This window comes from Pontibacter rufus (assembly GCF_015694705.1).
Lineage (GTDB): Bacteria > Bacteroidota > Bacteroidia > Cytophagales > Hymenobacteraceae > Pontibacter > Pontibacter rufus.
Genome location: NZ_JADQDR010000001.1, coordinates 872,486 through 888,415, shown reverse-complemented (window position 1 = coordinate 888,415; position 15,930 = coordinate 872,486). Strand labels below are relative to the sequence as shown.

At 46.1% G+C, this 15,930-nt stretch carries 25 protein-coding genes; 6 read left to right on the top strand and 19 right to left on the bottom strand.

Annotated features, from left to right (window positions below; all coding sequences use genetic code 11):
- Positions 1-39: 39 nt before the first annotated feature.
- The 19 genes from I2I11_RS04085 to I2I11_RS03995 all read right to left on the bottom strand — a co-directional run bounded on the left by I2I11_RS04085 (position 40) and on the right by I2I11_RS03995 (position 11,809).
- Positions 40-2,562, bottom strand: coding sequence for a DNA methyltransferase (locus I2I11_RS04085; protein WP_230679869.1), 2,523 nt, complete (start codon positions 2,560-2,562; stop codon positions 40-42).
- 38 nt (positions 2,563-2,600) lie between these two features.
- On the bottom strand, positions 2,601-4,025 hold the full coding sequence (gene dnaB / locus I2I11_RS04080) for a replicative DNA helicase (RefSeq protein ID WP_196266354.1): 1,425 nt from the start codon (positions 4,023-4,025) through the stop codon (positions 2,601-2,603).
- The gene (locus tag I2I11_RS04075; RefSeq protein ID WP_196266353.1) at positions 4,022-4,816 is read right to left on the bottom strand and encodes a hypothetical protein; all 795 of its coding nucleotides are present in this window, start codon (positions 4,814-4,816) and stop codon (positions 4,022-4,024) included. The genes dnaB and I2I11_RS04075 overlap by 4 nt, the downstream gene beginning before the upstream one ends.
- A gap of 32 nt (positions 4,817-4,848) precedes the next feature.
- Positions 4,849-5,055, bottom strand: coding sequence for a hypothetical protein (locus I2I11_RS04070; protein WP_196266352.1), 207 nt, complete (start codon positions 5,053-5,055; stop codon positions 4,849-4,851).
- Between the two features lie 29 nt (positions 5,056-5,084).
- Complete coding sequence (locus tag I2I11_RS04065; protein WP_196266351.1) at positions 5,085-5,300, bottom strand: hypothetical protein; 216 nt, start codon at positions 5,298-5,300, stop codon at positions 5,085-5,087.
- Positions 5,300-5,506, bottom strand: coding sequence for a hypothetical protein (locus tag I2I11_RS04060; RefSeq protein WP_196266350.1), 207 nt, complete (start codon positions 5,504-5,506; stop codon positions 5,300-5,302). The genes I2I11_RS04065 and I2I11_RS04060 overlap by 1 nt, the downstream gene beginning before the upstream one ends.
- A gap of 2 nt (positions 5,507-5,508) precedes the next feature.
- Positions 5,509-6,027 carry a hypothetical protein gene (locus I2I11_RS04055; protein WP_196266349.1) on the bottom strand — a complete coding sequence of 173 codons (519 nt, stop codon included), beginning with the start codon at positions 6,025-6,027 and terminating at the stop codon, positions 5,509-5,511.
- A gap of 385 nt (positions 6,028-6,412) precedes the next feature.
- Positions 6,413-6,733 carry a hypothetical protein gene (locus I2I11_RS04050; protein ID WP_196266348.1) on the bottom strand — a complete coding sequence of 107 codons (321 nt, stop codon included), beginning with the start codon at positions 6,731-6,733 and terminating at the stop codon, positions 6,413-6,415.
- Positions 6,734-6,748: 15 nt separating this feature from the next.
- Positions 6,749-6,955, bottom strand: a complete 207-nt coding sequence (locus tag I2I11_RS04045; RefSeq protein WP_196266347.1) for a hypothetical protein — start codon at positions 6,953-6,955, stop codon at positions 6,749-6,751.
- Between the two features lie 111 nt (positions 6,956-7,066).
- Entirely contained in the window at positions 7,067-7,282 is a 216-nt protein-coding gene (locus I2I11_RS04040; RefSeq protein WP_196266346.1) for a hypothetical protein, read from the bottom strand.
- Between the two features lie 2 nt (positions 7,283-7,284).
- Complete coding sequence (locus tag I2I11_RS04035) at positions 7,285-7,464, bottom strand: hypothetical protein (protein WP_196266345.1); 180 nt, start codon at positions 7,462-7,464, stop codon at positions 7,285-7,287.
- 40 nt (positions 7,465-7,504) lie between these two features.
- A complete protein-coding gene (locus tag I2I11_RS04030; RefSeq protein ID WP_230679868.1) occupies positions 7,505-8,179 on the bottom strand; it encodes a hypothetical protein in 675 nt (224 codons plus the stop codon).
- Between the two features lie 16 nt (positions 8,180-8,195).
- Entirely contained in the window at positions 8,196-8,528 is a 333-nt protein-coding gene (locus I2I11_RS04025; RefSeq protein WP_196266344.1) for a hypothetical protein, read from the bottom strand.
- Positions 8,529-8,575: 47 nt separating this feature from the next.
- The gene (locus I2I11_RS21225; RefSeq protein ID WP_230679867.1) at positions 8,576-9,898 is read right to left on the bottom strand and encodes a hypothetical protein; all 1,323 of its coding nucleotides are present in this window, start codon (positions 9,896-9,898) and stop codon (positions 8,576-8,578) included.
- An 11-nt stretch (positions 9,899-9,909) separates the two neighbouring features.
- Positions 9,910-10,200: a hypothetical protein gene (locus tag I2I11_RS04015; RefSeq protein WP_196266343.1), complete on the bottom strand. Its 291-nt coding sequence runs from the start codon at positions 10,198-10,200 to the stop codon at positions 9,910-9,912.
- A gap of 4 nt (positions 10,201-10,204) precedes the next feature.
- Positions 10,205-10,915, bottom strand: a complete 711-nt coding sequence (locus I2I11_RS04010; RefSeq protein ID WP_230679866.1) for a pentapeptide repeat-containing protein — start codon at positions 10,913-10,915, stop codon at positions 10,205-10,207.
- A gap of 19 nt (positions 10,916-10,934) precedes the next feature.
- Positions 10,935-11,168, bottom strand: a complete 234-nt coding sequence (locus I2I11_RS04005) for a hypothetical protein (protein WP_196266341.1) — start codon at positions 11,166-11,168, stop codon at positions 10,935-10,937.
- A gap of 18 nt (positions 11,169-11,186) precedes the next feature.
- On the bottom strand, positions 11,187-11,486 hold the full coding sequence (locus I2I11_RS04000) for a hypothetical protein (protein WP_196266340.1): 300 nt from the start codon (positions 11,484-11,486) through the stop codon (positions 11,187-11,189).
- Between the two features lie 86 nt (positions 11,487-11,572).
- Positions 11,573-11,809, bottom strand: a complete 237-nt coding sequence (locus tag I2I11_RS03995) for a hypothetical protein (protein ID WP_196266339.1) — start codon at positions 11,807-11,809, stop codon at positions 11,573-11,575.
- 122 nt (positions 11,810-11,931) lie between these two features.
- On the opposite strand from I2I11_RS03995, the gene I2I11_RS03990 reads away from it, so the two are divergent.
- The 6 genes from I2I11_RS03990 to I2I11_RS03965 all read left to right on the top strand — a co-directional run bounded on the left by I2I11_RS03990 (position 11,932) and on the right by I2I11_RS03965 (position 15,922).
- A complete protein-coding gene (locus I2I11_RS03990; RefSeq protein WP_196266338.1) occupies positions 11,932-12,690 on the top strand; it encodes a S24 family peptidase in 759 nt (252 codons plus the stop codon).
- A gap of 16 nt (positions 12,691-12,706) precedes the next feature.
- Complete coding sequence (locus tag I2I11_RS03985) at positions 12,707-13,144, top strand: SH3 domain-containing protein (RefSeq protein ID WP_196266337.1); 438 nt, start codon at positions 12,707-12,709, stop codon at positions 13,142-13,144.
- 182 nt (positions 13,145-13,326) lie between these two features.
- Positions 13,327-13,761 carry a hypothetical protein gene (locus tag I2I11_RS03980; protein ID WP_196266336.1) on the top strand — a complete coding sequence of 145 codons (435 nt, stop codon included), beginning with the start codon at positions 13,327-13,329 and terminating at the stop codon, positions 13,759-13,761.
- Between the two features lie 11 nt (positions 13,762-13,772).
- Positions 13,773-14,162, top strand: a complete 390-nt coding sequence (locus tag I2I11_RS03975) for a DUF2511 domain-containing protein (protein ID WP_196266335.1) — start codon at positions 13,773-13,775, stop codon at positions 14,160-14,162.
- A 91-nt stretch (positions 14,163-14,253) separates the two neighbouring features.
- Complete coding sequence (locus I2I11_RS03970; RefSeq protein ID WP_196266334.1) at positions 14,254-15,327, top strand: type I restriction endonuclease; 1,074 nt, start codon at positions 14,254-14,256, stop codon at positions 15,325-15,327.
- A gap of 76 nt (positions 15,328-15,403) precedes the next feature.
- Complete coding sequence (locus I2I11_RS03965; RefSeq protein ID WP_196266333.1) at positions 15,404-15,922, top strand: hypothetical protein; 519 nt, start codon at positions 15,404-15,406, stop codon at positions 15,920-15,922.
- The last annotated feature ends 8 nt before the right edge of the window (positions 15,923-15,930 follow it).

Here is a 15,930-nt window from a genome sequence, read left to right as displayed (position 1 = left end):
TTGAAAAGTGGTAAATACTGCCTCTTGTAAGCCACAGGTTTAAGATGCTTCCTGAAGTACATCAAAGAGGGTGGGTACTGATTGCTTATACTCAGCTTCCCTGCAGTACTGCACACCATCTTTCCAGTAGCCTTCATTTAACTCAGTGGCTACACCTTTCCGGCCTTTCACGATGCATCGTACCGGTGTGCTCATGATGCCGCCGAACGGGTCGTATATCGTGTCTCCGAGATTTGAATAGCGTTCCAGTGCTCTGTCGATAATATCAAACTGCAACGGGCAAACGTGCTTTTCCTGGCGCTTGTGGCTCTGGCTGGTATTAAGCGTGTTCATCCGGTTCACATCATCCCAAACAGCATCTGTCTTTGATTTCGGCGGTATAGCCATAAAGGAACTCGGCAGCTTACCCATACTATCCAATGCTTCGCAAAGGTCAACGTGTGTTTCGAAGTTGTAAGGGTTTTGCTCACAGTAAGCAGCCCACCACTTACCGATTTTGCCTAAATCCATTTTCCTTAATTCCTCAGGCGTCAGCAGCCGGTTGCCAGAGCTGGTCCAGTGTGCGTGTGCATCCAGCTGCCAGCGTCCGCGGGTGTAGGCTTGCTTTGTCTTTACGACGCGCTCATCGGCGTAAGCATTGGAGGTATCGGTCGGAGCCTTGCGGAACACCAACAGGTATTCAGGGGAGCCGCTGCCCATCTTGGTGCTGTCCTTGCAGTTTTCCGTCCAGCCGAGGCGGTAAGTCTGATTATTTTCACGAACGACATCCGTCGTAATGATGTGCTTGCCTAACAACCACCAGCCGTGCTTTAAGAAGTGCGCTACTGTCTGGCCAGAGAAGTCTATCAGCGAAGTAAAGCCTACGCCATTCTGGTAGCTGAACTGAATCCTGTCTTTCACATGAATGGCGGCTATCCTTCCGGGCTTTGTGATGCGAAGCAGCTCAGGTGTCAGGAAGTCCATTTGAAGAAAGAATCCTTCATTACCGTTGTTGTGCCCGAAATCCCGGTAGCTCTCACAGTACTCGTACTGATCACTGAAGGGAATCGACGTAAGTATCATGTCGATACTGTTATCCTTTATAACCCTCGCCTCTTCTGTGGCATCGTTATGAATGCAGGTGAAGTTTTTTCCGCTTACCACTTTGCGCTCTATAATCATGCTCCTTTTCAGGTCAGTGATGGCATCAGCCTGTGACAGCCCGTACTTTTTCATCAGAGCCGTCATTTCGGCAATCATCTCCTTGTGGCGCGCCCATTTAGCCTCGAGCTTTTTCAGTACCTCCGTCTCTGCATCGGTATAGACCAGGTGAATGTGAACTTCTTGCGCCTGCCGGAATCGCTGGATACGGTGTATGGCCTGGATGAAATCCTTGAACTTATACCCGATTCCTACAAATACCGCGTTATGGCAATACTGCTGGAAATTACATCCAGCGCCGGCAATGGTTGGTTTTGTGGCGAGGTACTGATATTTTCCGTGCTTAAAATCATTTAAAAGATGCTCTTTTGTTTCGTTCTTTTGGGAGCCGAAAACAGACTGCACTCCTGGTAGTTGTTTTTCTATCAATTTGCGCTCATCCTCCAGGTCATGCCATATCAGCCAATGTGCGTCCGGTTCATTCTTTACGATTTCTATAGCTTTGGCTACACGTATTTCGAGGCTGCTGCGCTTCTCCCTTGCACTTTCGCTTAAGCCTTTGGAAGCATCAGCAAACATTTTCACATTCCCATCTCTGTCAGTCAGAACACCCCTGTCCTCTACGCTTACCTCATGGTAGTGTATTTTCAGATCCGGCAGGTTGTAGCCTTCATCCGAATAGCCTAAATCGCTCGGATGCTCCACGAAAATAGCCCAGCTTCTTACCCATATCCAGAATTCCTTTTCTTTGTGCGGGTACAAGGTCAGGTTCCCGGCACTAGTTGAATCCCTCTGAAAGAAGCGGGTTAAGGCCTGGCCACGGTCGCAAATACCTAAGAACTCTGCATAGTTCAGTATCTCCGTGTACTCATTCGGCGCCGGCGTGGCCGTTGCAATGAAGCGCAACGGAATCTTTGACATCTCGTGCAGGATGTAATCCGATGTTTTGGTGTCCAGGTTGCGGATAGCGTCGCCTTCGTCAAAGCTCACACCTCCAAAGTGTTCCGGTGTAAAGTTGCCATCCCGGATGCGCTCGTAATTGCTGATGAAGATGGCCGGTCCCTTAATATTGTTTTCAATTGTTTTTACATCGTGCATGTCGGTAACATAATGCACCTCAACCCCCAGCATCGCAGCATCATCTTTGAACTCCCCCAACACGCCCAGCGGTATGCCCTGCAGAAAAGACTTGCCTGTCTGCAGTATACACTGACGTGCGATTTCCAGCTGCATGATAGTTTTTCCAATCCCGAAGGAGCAGAAGATGGCACGCCGGCCGCCCTGCAGGGACCAATGCACGATGTCGCGCTGGTGCGGGAAAAGGACATCCGAGATGGTGCGAACCTGGAAACCCACATTTTCAACAGTGAGTATCTTGCTTTCCAGGAAGTCCTGGTAATCGATTTTCTTCTTTTGTTTCATTGCTCAGGTTTCTTAAGGATTATTATTGAAAGTCTGTTTCAAAAAGGCATATCATCATCTTTCTCGTAAAAATTATGCGTCGGCTCCTGCTCAAATTGGCTTACCGGCATGCTGGTTTCCCGACTCAGAGTGCCGATGTCGCCGTAAAGGTTGTGCGGCAAATCATGCTCAAGCCATATTTCTCCCAGGTCTCCGTTCCGGTGCTTGGCAATAATGAATTTCGTCAGGCCTGCCGTCGGGTAACCATCTTCATCTTCTGTCATGCCGTAATATTCAGGGCGCATCAGGAAGGTGATGATATCCGCATCCTGCTCAATGGCACCGGATTCCCGCAGGTCCGAAAGCTGCGGGGTTTTGTCTCCCCTGGCTTCCACGGCCCTGCTCAGCTGTGCCAAAGCGATTACAGGCACATGCAGGTCTTTGGCCATCAGCTTCAGCTCCCTGGTAATGCTGCTTATCTCCTGCTCCCTGTTTTTGTATGCCGGGTTCTTGATCAACTGCAGGTAATCCACCACTATCAGCTTGATGCCGTACTTGGCCACCATCCGGGCGGCTTTGGCGCGGAGCTGCATAATCGTCAGGCCTGCCGTGTCATCCACGTATATCGGCGCACCGGAAAGCTTCGCGGTGTCTGTCGCAAGCTTCTGCCACTGGAAGTCCGACAAGGTAGAAGGCTTTTTCAGCGTGTTGGAATCTATCCGGGTCTCCGAGCTGATGAGGCGCTTGCCTAACTGTACATAGCTCATCTCCAGGCTGAAAAAGGCCACGGGCACCTGGTACTGAATAGCCGCAACCCGCACTTCGTTTAGCGCGAAAGCAGTTTTACCCATGGAAGGGCGCGCAGCGACAATAATCAAATCCGTAGGCTGATACCCCGCCGTGATGGTGTTAATGGCCCGAATAGCCGAAGGAATACCTGTCAGCTCCTGTCCTTTTGATTTGGCCACCAGGTCTTTCAGCGTGGTATCTACAACTTGGTACATGCTGTGCTCGCCTTTCTTGTCCAGTATCTCTGCCAGGCGCATAATCTCCACCTGGGTGTCGGCCAGGTTTTCCAAGGCGTCAGTGCCCGGGTCAAAGGCCTGTTGCAGCAGGGTGTCCGCCGAAACGATAATTCTGCGCTTGATATAGGCTTCCTGCAGCTTACGGATGTGCGATTCGATGTGCAGGCCAGAGTTGACGAGAGAGGCCAGTTCGGCGATGTAAATGGCGCCGCCCACGGTTTCCAAATGGCCTTCCTGCCGGAGCTGCTGCGTACAGGTCATCAGGTCGATGTCAAAGTCTTTGCTGCGCAGGTTGAGCAGCGACTGGTATATCTGCTGATGCCGGATATCATAGAAGAAATCAAGATCCGGTATGAGCTCTATGCAGGTGTTCATCGTGTTCCGGTCTGTCAGCACGGCGCCCAGCACCAACCGTTCCAGCTCTTTGCTGTGGGGCATCGTTTTGGCGTTATGGCTCATGCGATGGCGTTTTGTTTCCTGATGGCGGCCTGGATACTGAATTTGTTGGATGCTGGCACTGGTGTATTTGTTTTCCTGAAGTCCTTTTCCGCTGCCGAGGCCACCCAGCCCAGCAGGACATGGTAATCAGATTCGTACCAAAGCTCCCCTTTGCCCATTTTGTGGTTGTTCAGGCGTTCAATCATCCACTCTGCTTTTTCCTTACCAAATTTGCGTACAAGGGCTTCATGCTCCTGCCGCAAAAGCCGCACGCAATCCAGGTAAACTGTTTTTGATTTTTGAAGAGGGTTATTAAAGCCATCCGGGGGCATAGTTTCCCTATTTCCCTGTTTATTGTTTGTTGTTTGTGGTTTATAAGAGTGTCCGTCCGCTGTTTCCGCGCTGTTACCGCGGTAGTCCGCGCGCTGTTCCCCTGCTTGTCCGTCCGCTGTTTCCGCGGTAGTCCGTTTTTTGGACTGCCTCATCAGGGCTTTATCAAGTGCCCCGGCAGTTTTAATTTTGGCTACTTTCAGGCTGATCACAGAAGGTTTGTTCTGATTACAGGACTTCAAAACGATGTTTACAAATCCATTCTCCGCCAGCTCATTTAGTGCTTTCCACACCGTTTTTCTGTTGCTGACGCCGATGGCCATACACGCATCTTCGGTGTTAAAAGAGAGCTTTTCAACAAAGCCCGCTCTGTTGTTTGCTTCTATCAACCACATGTACAGCGCAGTTTGCGTAACGCTGACTTTGTCTGGATTTTCAAACGCAAAGTCGAACCACTGTCTCGATAATTCATATCCGTTCATAATTCAAAGCTTTAGATTTTCGTTAGCAGTAATTACCAATCCGCTAAGCCATTATCTTCAAGTGCCATAGCGTAGCCTACTGAGACAAGGGTATGTAGGCTATGGAGTTTGAAGCCGTTATCAATTAAGGCGTGCTTTTTTAGCTCTACTATGCGCTTAACTTCTTCTTCTCTGTGCTTCATTTTATCAGCTACAGATTTCCATTTCCTTTCCGCATTGGGCGGGTTAAATACTTTCATAATCGGTTGTTTTTTAAATGTTCAGCCACCTACAGCACGCCGATGATGCTGTCTTTCTTTGCGTTCAGCGTAGCCGGCCTGCCGGCGAATGTGGTTACCTTGATGTGGTAAGTATAGTCTTTGTCCTTCAGCCTCACGGTAATATCCTCCACTACTCCTTCCACCCGGCCGTACCGCTTCGGATGCCTGAAGATGACCTTATCCCCAATGTTGGCCTGTAGCCAGACGGTTTTCTGAAAGCCCATCAGCTGCCTCCTTTAGATGTATAGTTAGCGCCCACATCGCTGGAATGAACCGTATAGGTATCTCCCTGCACCTGCACCGTATAAAATCCTCCTGTGAACCCGACGACCGGCAGACGCTTGCCTTTGATGTGCTTTTTGAAAAAGGCATCCGGCACGCCGAACTGTGCGGCGGTAAGCCGGTGGTATACTTTGATTGATGATTCCATGCTTATGCCGCGTTTTCGGTCTGTTCAAATAAATCCAGCTGCTCACAGCCTACCTTACCGTTCAGAAGCAGATTCACCTCATGCAATACCTCCTCAAGCTGCGCATCCAGGAAGCCGGCATACTCATAATCGCTATCCTCATTGAGCAGCGTAAATGGCGATACCATATTGAGCACCTTCTTTGTGTTCAGTGTCTTGTGGCCGATAAGCACAACGCCATCGGAAGAAAGGGTAAAGCCAGTAACGTCGTAGCGCGCAAAGGCCAATTCTTCATAGAATTCATCTTCCTGGAAAGCCGTACCCAGTGTCTTTTCTTTCAGGTATGGAACCATGTAAGTGTCTACCATCTCCGTGATGAAGCACAGGTGAACTTTAAGCTTGTCCATCGCCTCCATAAGGTCCTGGTGTGGCAGGCAATGAATAGTAGAGATGTGCTCTCTCTTGATTTCGTTCAGCTCCTGGCTGTAATGGATTACTACCAGTCCTTGTTTGATTTTGAATTTTGATATTGCGTAGTTCATAGCAGAAGCCTTAAAGAGTTGAATAATTCATTAATCTTTTGTGAGTTCGTTAATCAGGTGGTAAGCTTTCCGGGCTAATAATGTATATTTGTTGTATGGAACTAAGGCATAGATCTGGCATCGTTGGAACATTCGTCAAGGAGTACAAACCCACTGGCAAACCCTTGACAACACAGATTCTCCTGCACGATGGACGCATTTTCTTTGCGCCTTCGTTAGAGTTTGTGCCTGCCAGATAATCCATTAGTTAAAAGGGCAGATTCATTTTGTAGTTGTTCCACCAAAGCTGGCTATACCAATCAGGATTGTTGCCATAAACTTTCTTCAATAGCTTCTTCTTTTTTCGCGGAAGCCTAAAGTATCTAGCTGCCTTTGTCATAAATTATTAGCTTTTGTTGTTTTGCAACCTGTCTATTTCGGCCGCTATCAAAGCACCTGCTTTCACAAGGTTCCTGATAGGGTCAGCGGAAGGCTTCCACCAACGCTTCTCCCAGGGCCACGCGTTTGGCGCTTCTTCGCCCGGCCTGTAGCCTGTGTATGTTATATTCCTCTTGCTATAGCTGTTGGCAATAGCTGCTGTGGCGTAGCATTTAGCAGCATGCACCAACTCCTCACAATTATGATTTGAGTCATGATCTGGTGTCCAGGCCTCTTTCTCAAGTTGGCGCTGGCGCTCTTCTGCGATTAATTCGATTCCGTTTCTCATGGTTTAATCATTAGTTTAATTATTGTTGCACCACTTGAATACTTCAATCGCTTCTTTGATTGTCTCTTCAAACTTGAATCGCTCAATGTTATCAGAGTAATCAAACTTCTCGTCTGCTGTGCATTGGCATGCGCCTTCTTTGCTATCATCTGTAAAAGCCCAATACTTATCACCATGATAAATAGGCAGATTTTCTACTGTTGTGAATAATGGCTTTCTCATAAATCCTTAGAATAATTTGATGCAACTATTTACTGATCAGTTTAGGCAGTTCCGAAATCATGATACCGATCCAGACCCAGGAGCCATACGGCACTTTTTGCTTTTCCTTTTTCATGCCGGATTGCCATATAGTTTCAACAGCAGTTGCCGGCGCTTCTTCTCCTGCCTGGCCCGGTACCAGAGGTAACCACCGGTACCAATCAGGATGCCGGCGAGTACCCAGCATATTACTATCGCCAGTGCTGCGATAGCTTTTTCGGATAAGATGAGGAATAAGAGCCCTGTTATCAGGAGTGCTCGGGAATGAGAATGTTTAAATTTATGCATGGTTATTTCAAATTAAATTCACATTTATCCTGTGTTGCGGCATCTTCCTTTCTGCCATTTTTATGGCCGAAAAAGGCGATGATGTCTGCTATTCTCCTGCAAACCTGTTCATGCAGGTGCTGCAGGGCCGTGGGGTCTTTCTGCTGTTCCGGGTCCAGAACAGGCGGCGTTGTGTTGGTCATTGGCTAAAAGTTGAAGGTGTTTCAGGGGATTGATAAGGCTTTAGATTTTCTTAAATTCAATTGCCCAAACAAACGGATTAGCATCCCAGCTATCAGGGCCATTAATGGACTCCCACAAGGAAAAGAAAGATATGCGGGGGATGTATGTAGAAAACTCCTGCGTTATATAACTTTTATAAAGCCTGGCTGCGGAACCTCCAGACCAGTAGCTTTCTATGCCCTCTTTTACAGCGTCAACATTTGTAATATCCTGCAGGCGCTCCACTCTGATATCTGTTATTTCCAGGAGCATGCGCGATGCATTTCTAGGCATGTGGATAGAAGGCCTCCACCTAACAGACCCATCTGCTTTCAATTCTGAAACTTTCGCGATTTCATTATGATCATCAGTAGCATAAAAAACTGTCCACCATTCTTCGTGGTGTATTGCCCATCTCTCCCGAACCCATAGCCTGTCACCTGGCTTTCCATAAGGGCATTTTATATCATGAAAGATGGCTTCATCTGTACCGCAATAGAAATCAACATAAGTATGCGTGCCAGCTTCATTTAAGTAAGGCGAAGCTTGGTCAATATTCCAGATGCCGGGCTGTTCATTGATAAACTCTAAACCCCTTGTCCTGCGTGTTTGCGTTTTCCTGCCTTCCAGTATAGCCTGCACCATGCTCGACGAAAACAGGATAGGTCTTTCTTTAATTTTTGCTGCTATATCCATGAGTTTTGGTACAAGGTTATTGGAAATAGATACAAAGTGCTGCCACGATTATCAGGCCGGCAATAGCTATAAGTATCATAGCCAGGCCGCTTACACGGGGTTTGGGGTGCTTCTTGTTCTTCATTATTTTTAAGTTGGTTTGATTTAAAAAGGTGTCAGGCAGGAAACAGTCTTCATTATACCATCGCCCTCTCATTTGCCAAGTACCTAAAAGGTTACTTCTGTTCTCCCAGTCCCATGCCCCCGTTACAAAAGGGTCTACTGCTATTTTCCTGCCTTCATGCATCGCATAACATTCGCTGTATGGAGGACCGAAGCCGATGATAGTTGCCGTAATTTGTTCTGCCATATAGATTAGAGAGTGATTGATTTCAAAGGGAAATACTTCGTGATGTCTTATTTTTTATTGGCGAGGCTCAAGGCTTTGGAACGCTCCTCAATTTCTTTATCCAGTATGGCGATTACCTTCCGGGCCTGCGCGATGCTGTACCCTTTTTTCAGTTTGGCTTTGCCGCTTTCTGTTTCCTCCGGCGAAAAGGCTGCATTCTCCAGGTAGATTTCAATGTCCTCTACCTGCTCCTGCGTGGCCGGTGTCTTTTTCTCGTACTCGATACCGTCGGCAATATGCTTTTGCAGGTTATCCAGGATGATAGAAGCATGATCTGCAGGAACACTACCATTGTGGTTTGCCTGCAGCGCCTGCACATGTTCCTTGTAAGGTGCTGGGATGTGGTGCGAGTTGATTAGCTTATTCAGAAGCTCAATTTGTTTTTCAGAGGCCATCGCTATTGGCAATTCCTGGCTTGCAGCAGGAGCCGGGCTATTCTCGCGGTCTTCAATTATCTTATTCAGCTTCTCAATGGCCTGCGCAGCGCGCTCTTCATCAAAGCGATTGATGTTGAGCAGCATTTTAACTTTCTCCTGGCGCGTAATCACCGGGATGTTCAGCAGGCGTATGATTTCCTCTTTCTGATTGGCTGAAGCGTAGCGTACGCTGGCTGTCTCTGTTGCTGGTGCTGTTGAAGATTCGGCAGCTGGCTTTTGTGTATCTGAATCAGTTGAAGCCATCTTTTCAAATTCAGCTTTCCCAGCAGCTACAGCCACATCCTCGGGCATTCCACTTTCTACCTTAGGCTGTATCGCTTCCTGCTTCGGATACAGCGCACTCATCGCTTCTGCCGCTTTCTTGAAGGAATCAGCTTTTCTTAGGTGAGGGTATAACTTCCAGGCAGCATCAATCTCATTCCTGCTCTTTGCATTAAGTATAGCCGTAATACCTTCTTCCAGGCTGGGTTCTGTTGCCACATTGCCAAAGCCTTTAAACACGTTGATGCCTATTTCAAGCCAGCTACATATCTTCGTGATGCCGTCAGTAGTGCCGCCTTTGGCGCTGTCCCCTTCATCTTCGTTTGTGGAACCTGCTATGCACTCGTAGTAAATACCATATTCAGGAATAGAAAGCGAGGTTTTCATCAAAGAGGTAAACTCATTGTACTCCCTGCCAGCTTTGGTTTTCTTTGGCTCAGAGGCAATAGGAGATACAACTTCTGTCCTTATCTCCCAGGAGCCGATGCCGAAAACATCATTCAGCCTTTCAGTCACAAAAATGGGCTTAATGGTAGACAGGAAAGTTTTAGAGGGGTTTTGATTGACAGCATCCGCATGCAGCGGCGCGCGCAGCTTCAGTCTCATTTCTGGTGTTACTTTCTTCTTTTCCATACCTGTGATGCTTATTCGTGGATGATTTCAATTTGCGCAAGAGGAACCGACACCTGGACCACCTGGTGCAACACCACTTGCGAGACGGTCAGCTGTTTCTCATTACTGATTGTGCTGAGAGTACCTGATGCAGCAGAGCCCATTGTGAAGTCATGGTATATGACGGTGAAGGCAGGCCCAAATTCATCTTCGGGAATATAGCTGGAGCAAAAGCTGCCGGTGTTGCCCTCTATTTTGAACCGGCATCCCTTTTTCAGGAGCTCGAGCTTTTCAGTGTTGGTGATAATTTCTGTAACTGGCATAGCTTTATTTTTCAGCTGTAGTTATCAGGCCCTGGAACTCTTTAATCCACTCCAGGACAATTTTTGATGCAGCATTGCTTTCTGGAGTATCTCCTTTCCTTATGGCGAGGAAAAACCGTTCTATTGGCCTTGAAGAGTCCGGTTTTAAGTTTTCTAAATGGTGATATTCCCGATGCCTGATATTGGCTATTGTACCTACAAGACAGGCGCAATCACCTTGGTAGGTACTGCCATTTATCCGGCCTTCTATCACAGCGGCTTTCAATCCTTCAATTTCATTCTGAGCACGCAGCAGCACATCCCAAAAGTCATTTTTTATATCGCTGAGGTCGGCACCGCGGAGGTTGGCACCGCGGAGGTTGGCATAGCTGAGGTTGGCATCGCTGAGGTTGGCATCGCTGAGGTCGGCACTGCGGAGGTTGGCACCGCGGAGGTTGGCACCGCGGAGGTTGGCATAGCTGAGGTTGGCATCGCTGAGGTCGGCACTGCGGAGGTTGGCACCGCGGAGGTTGGCATAGCTGAGGTTGGCATCGCTGAGGTTGGCACCGCGGAGGTCGGCACCGCGGAGGTTGGCATAGCTGAGGTTGGCACTGCGGAGGTTGGCACTTTCCTCAACTGCTTTCTCTACTGTCTTGGCTATCGTGTTACCTTCACACTCATAGGCAAAAAGCACTTTGCCGAGCCAGGATTTGATTTCAATTTTTACAGACTTCATAGGAACAGGATTATGTAGGTTATTTTTCTTTTCTGTAAGCTGTATGTACCAGCACCGCATCCTCTATCCGGCACGGTGTGCAGGGCAGCAGGCCGGCACGGCTTTGGGCCGCCAACTGGCGCATTTCAGGCGTGTCTGCCCGGTCAATGTATTGCAGGGTTACCGGCCACGGCTGGCTGATATCGCGGCCGGTGCCGGTTTCCTCGAACCGGCGAACGCGCTGCTCAAATTCTTCTATTGTTTCGGCTTTCATAGTTGTTGGTATGTAGCGTTATAAAGTGAGGGATTTTGCGGCACCAGTGGGTTGCTGACCCTTGTTGAGCTTCACCAGGCTGGTGCGGTTGTAATACACCGAGCGGCCTTCGTATTTGAAATCTACACCGAGTTGAAGCCTGCCATCTGTCCGCATCTCATAAAGGCAGGTGCGGCTAAACCCCAAATTGGCTGCATCGGCAACTCTTATCCAGGTACTAAGGCCGCTCCTTAGCGCTTCGTTCTCCTGCTCCAATAGCTGCAGGCGGCGAAGAATCGGTTGCAGGTCTGCTTTGGTGGCGATGTCTTGCAGGTTCATATAATTTATTATAGAATATTATATATTATTATATCTATTATCTATATTTGTCGTATGGCACTTAAGCAATATTTATTTAAATTTATTTAGGATGCCTTATTAATGAAATTGGACATAAGCTCAATGGATGGATCAGGGCCTTTTTCCGCTTCCGAGATAAGGGCCTGCAAAACCTCGGGGTTGCGGGTTCTGCCATGGGCGACATTATAGACCTCGCGCCTATCGATGTGTAGCTGGCGGGACACCCTGCCGCCCCAGCCTCTGCGCATGTTCAGTTGGTCGCGCAAAGTGTTAATGGCTTCTATGTATTCGGCTGCTTCCATTTGGTAAGAAGTTTTACTATGTTTGATTGTTGTTGCTTTATGTTTACAAATATACGCAATTGTTTCAATAACAGTCAAACAAAAGCGTAAAATATTACGCAATTATTTAAATTATATTATAAATGACTGTAAACGAAAGGATTGAGTACCTTGTAAAAACCTATTCTGGGGGTAATACTTCAAAATTTGCTAAGCAAATAGGTGTTTCTCACACGTCAATTGCTTCTATGCTGCCTGGTGGAAGGGAAAGCAAGCCAGGTTATGAAATAATTGCGAAGATAATTGAGACTTTTTCAGAGGTAACAGCAGAGTGGATTTTTAATGGAGAGGTACAGTCTGGAGATGAGATCGAAGTGGGCTTTAAATCCGGTGTAGCCGAAAATAATTCAACCTATCCTGGAAAGGCGGACAAAGAAACCCATTCGGAAGTAATTTCAAATGAAGAAGCACAGAAAGGCAAACTACCTAAGAATGCCATCCCGCTCTATGAGATTGAAATCACAGCGGGAAATGTGCAGCGGTTTATCGAGGCCAATGACAACATACCACTGATAGGATGGATTCACCTGGAAGACACAGCAAGCGCTAAAGGCCTCATCGGCGTAGGAGCGAAGGGGGAAAGCATGGCTCCTTATATCAATAATGGAGACACCATGATTATCCGCAGGGTGGAAAACTTGAATGTGGTGCCGCCTGGACAAGCATACGTGATCATTACAGGGGAGCAGTCGATGGTGAAGTATATCCGTGTTGGGTCAACTCAAGACAAATGGAATCTGCGGAGCCACAATCGTGAGGAGTTCGAGGACTTTGAAATTAACAAAAGTGATGTAAAGCACCTGTTTATAGTGGTGAAGGTGTTGAAGGATATTGCTTATTAATTATAAATAGACTTGCATGAAGACTGTTAAAACTACTCTGATTGTTGTAGGTACCCTGGTTGCTGTCTACTTCGCATTTGATTTTATCACAGGTGTTTACTTTTATTATCAAGACTCTGTCGCAGAAAGTGAAGCACTGGAATCTGGCTTAAATTTGAATTCTGTCTTAACTGATCTAGGTGAAACTTATAAAGGGAAAACCGTGACTATCAACAGTTGGGATCCTGCAAGCATGGAGTATTTAGAGGTTCCTCTTTGGCAAATCTACAAGTACAATAAAGTCGGAACATTGCTGAATGGGGATAAAGTTATATTGTTGAATGTGGAATTGTATGACAGTAAGGGAAGATGCGCTAAGGTAAGGACGGCAGATGGGTACGAAGGATACATTACTTACTGGTACATAAAGGAATTCAGTAAGGCAGCCGACATTGACCCTCTTCTAAACTTATGATACACAAAACCAGCTGCCATTCCTAGTGCAGTAAGAAGATGTGCGGCTCTTATTTTTGGTCGTGAAAGTGCTAAAGAAATTAGCGTATTAGCGGTAAAATACAACGCTTTTAAAACAAAAGCCGGGCTTTTACTTACGAAAAATTAGAAAATTACTATTTATTCAGCCTATAGATTACGCTTATGAAAACACAGTTTACACAATTACTTATAATGCTGGCTTTGGCCTTAGCTAGTTGTACAGATTCTAAAAGTTACGCCGAAGAAGAATCAGAGAAATTAGACTCTGCCTCCTATGAGGTACTAGCCACCAATCATAATGCAGCAGTGCAAAACTATTATTTATGGGCAAAGGAAATTAAAAGCGGTGCTCCTATTGACACTGCTTATATAACCGACTTCATTAAGCAATTCAGAGAAGAGAATTGCCTGAAGTGTAATATCAATGTTTATGATGATCCACGCGTTACTCAGTTGGTATTGAAGTACCCGCTTGAGGGTGATGAATACATTAAAGTAGCTGACCATTTTGTTGCTTCGGCTACCTTCGACTCTAATTACATTAACATTTATCCTTTTAAAGACTCCAAATATCAAGAAGTTAAAAGTCGGAACTAACAAGCTATATTATGAAAACCATTTTTAAAATAGTAGCAGCGGTTGTTCTGTTTCTCTTTATCATGCAGATGTGTTCTGATGAAGAGAAAAACATGACAGGTTCTATGGCTTCTTTACCTGAAAAAAAAGAAAATATATTTCAAGCTTCAGACTTTGGTGAAGAATGGCCCTTTACAACGGAAGAAGTAGAAGTCTTTTGTGATGGTACCGCAGTGTTCATAAAATCAGAAGGAAACATTTATGCTTTAAATGGAAGAGCAATGGGACAGGTTGAATCAAAAAGAACAGATATAACTACTAAGACCTATGAAGAAATCTGGCGAGATAATCCTGAAATAGTAGGAACAAAAATTCCTGTGCCCTCCGAGATTATTCAAAAGGGCTTATCCATGTGCAAGTAGTAAGGTCTTCTCATGCATCAGTCCTACTACTTCAAGTACTAAAAAAATTACTTATTAAATAATATAACTTCAACTATAGACAAACTTCTACATGGATTTTATTGACGTAATCAAAGCCCTCGGAGAAAAGGTTTCCCGCCTGAAAGACTCCATCCAAACTGAGGAGGCGACTAAAAACGCCTTCGTCATGCCCTTTATCGCCGCGTTGGGCTATGACGTCTTCAACCCACTTGAGGTAATCCCGGAATTTGTAGCAGACCTGGGCATTAAGAAAGGCGAAAAGGTAGACTACTGTATACAAAAGGATGGCCAGCCCATTATTATAGTAGAATGCAAGCACTGGAAAGAGGAACTGAACGTGCACAACTCGCAGTTGCACCGCTATTTTCATGTATGCAGCACCCGCTTCGGCATCCTGACTAATGGCATAGTTTACCGGTTCTATACCGATTTAGAGGAGCCCAATAAAATGGACAATAAGCCATTTTGGGAGTTCAATATTACAGATATGAATGAAGCTGCGGTATTCGAGCTGAAGAAATACCAGAACAGCGCCTTTGATGTAGATCAGATTCTTAGTGCTGCCAGTGAGTTAAAGTATACGCGGGAGATAAAGAAAATTATAGCAGCAGAATTCGCAAACCCTTCAGAGACATTTGTCCGCTATTTCGCCAAACACATCCACACCGGCATGATGACCGCTAAGGTGCTTGAACAGTTCGGCCCTCTGGTGAAGAAGTCGCTGCAGCAGTATGTCAGTGACTTAATCAGTGATCGTTTGAAAACGGCCCTCTCAAATGAGGCTGACACTGTTAAACAGGAAACTGCCCAGATGCCAGAGCCAAACGCCTCACAGCCACAAGATGAGCCAAAGACGGAGTTTACGGAGTTGGAGCAGGAAGCTTTCTTTATTGTGAAGTCCATTCTCCGCACCAAAATAAATGGTTCAAGGCTGCACTATAGAGATACAGTACGATATCTAAGTGTTTTGCTGGATGATAATAATAGAAAACCCATTTGCCGGCTTCACCTGAATGGGACAAAAAAATACTTAGGGTTAATGGAAGATGGGAATAAAGAAACACGAGTAGAAATTGAAACTATTGACAACATCTATGATTACAGCGAGCAGCTTTTAAATACGCTTACCCGACTAGAAAAGTAGTTTCATTATAACTAACATAATCACTCCGCCTCACACGACTTATGAAACAATTCCTTTCACTAAAATAAACTTAACCATGAAAAAGCATTTACTATCACTCCCTCTGCTCTTGTGTCTCTTTTTTTCTGCCTGCACTCCCGAAGATGATGTAGACATGCCCATGCCTGAAAATCCTGTTGAAGAACAGATATTAGGAGACTGGCTGAATTATGAAGAAGAAACTGAATGGTATCCACATGAAGGAGATACTTCGCCAGATCCGGATTTTGCTGATATATATAACGGGAACCCCACGCCGGTACAGCAAGGATATAGATTTGATGGGCATTTTATCTATAAAGGAGAGCGCTCTCTGGGAGGAGGCGCATACGACTTCCCTGACATATATACAGACCCCCTTAGTGTTTATCACATCGCTAAACAAGATGGCAAATCTTATATTGAGTATTCTAACACGCAATGGCAAATAAGCGCCATAACCGATAGCACAATGACGTGGCGCAGGGAGTTAAAAAACACGAAAATACAAGAGGGAGGAAGCGAGCAAGAAATATACTTAAAAGTGGACATCCGGCGTTTCAGAAAGGAAAATTAATTAATCTA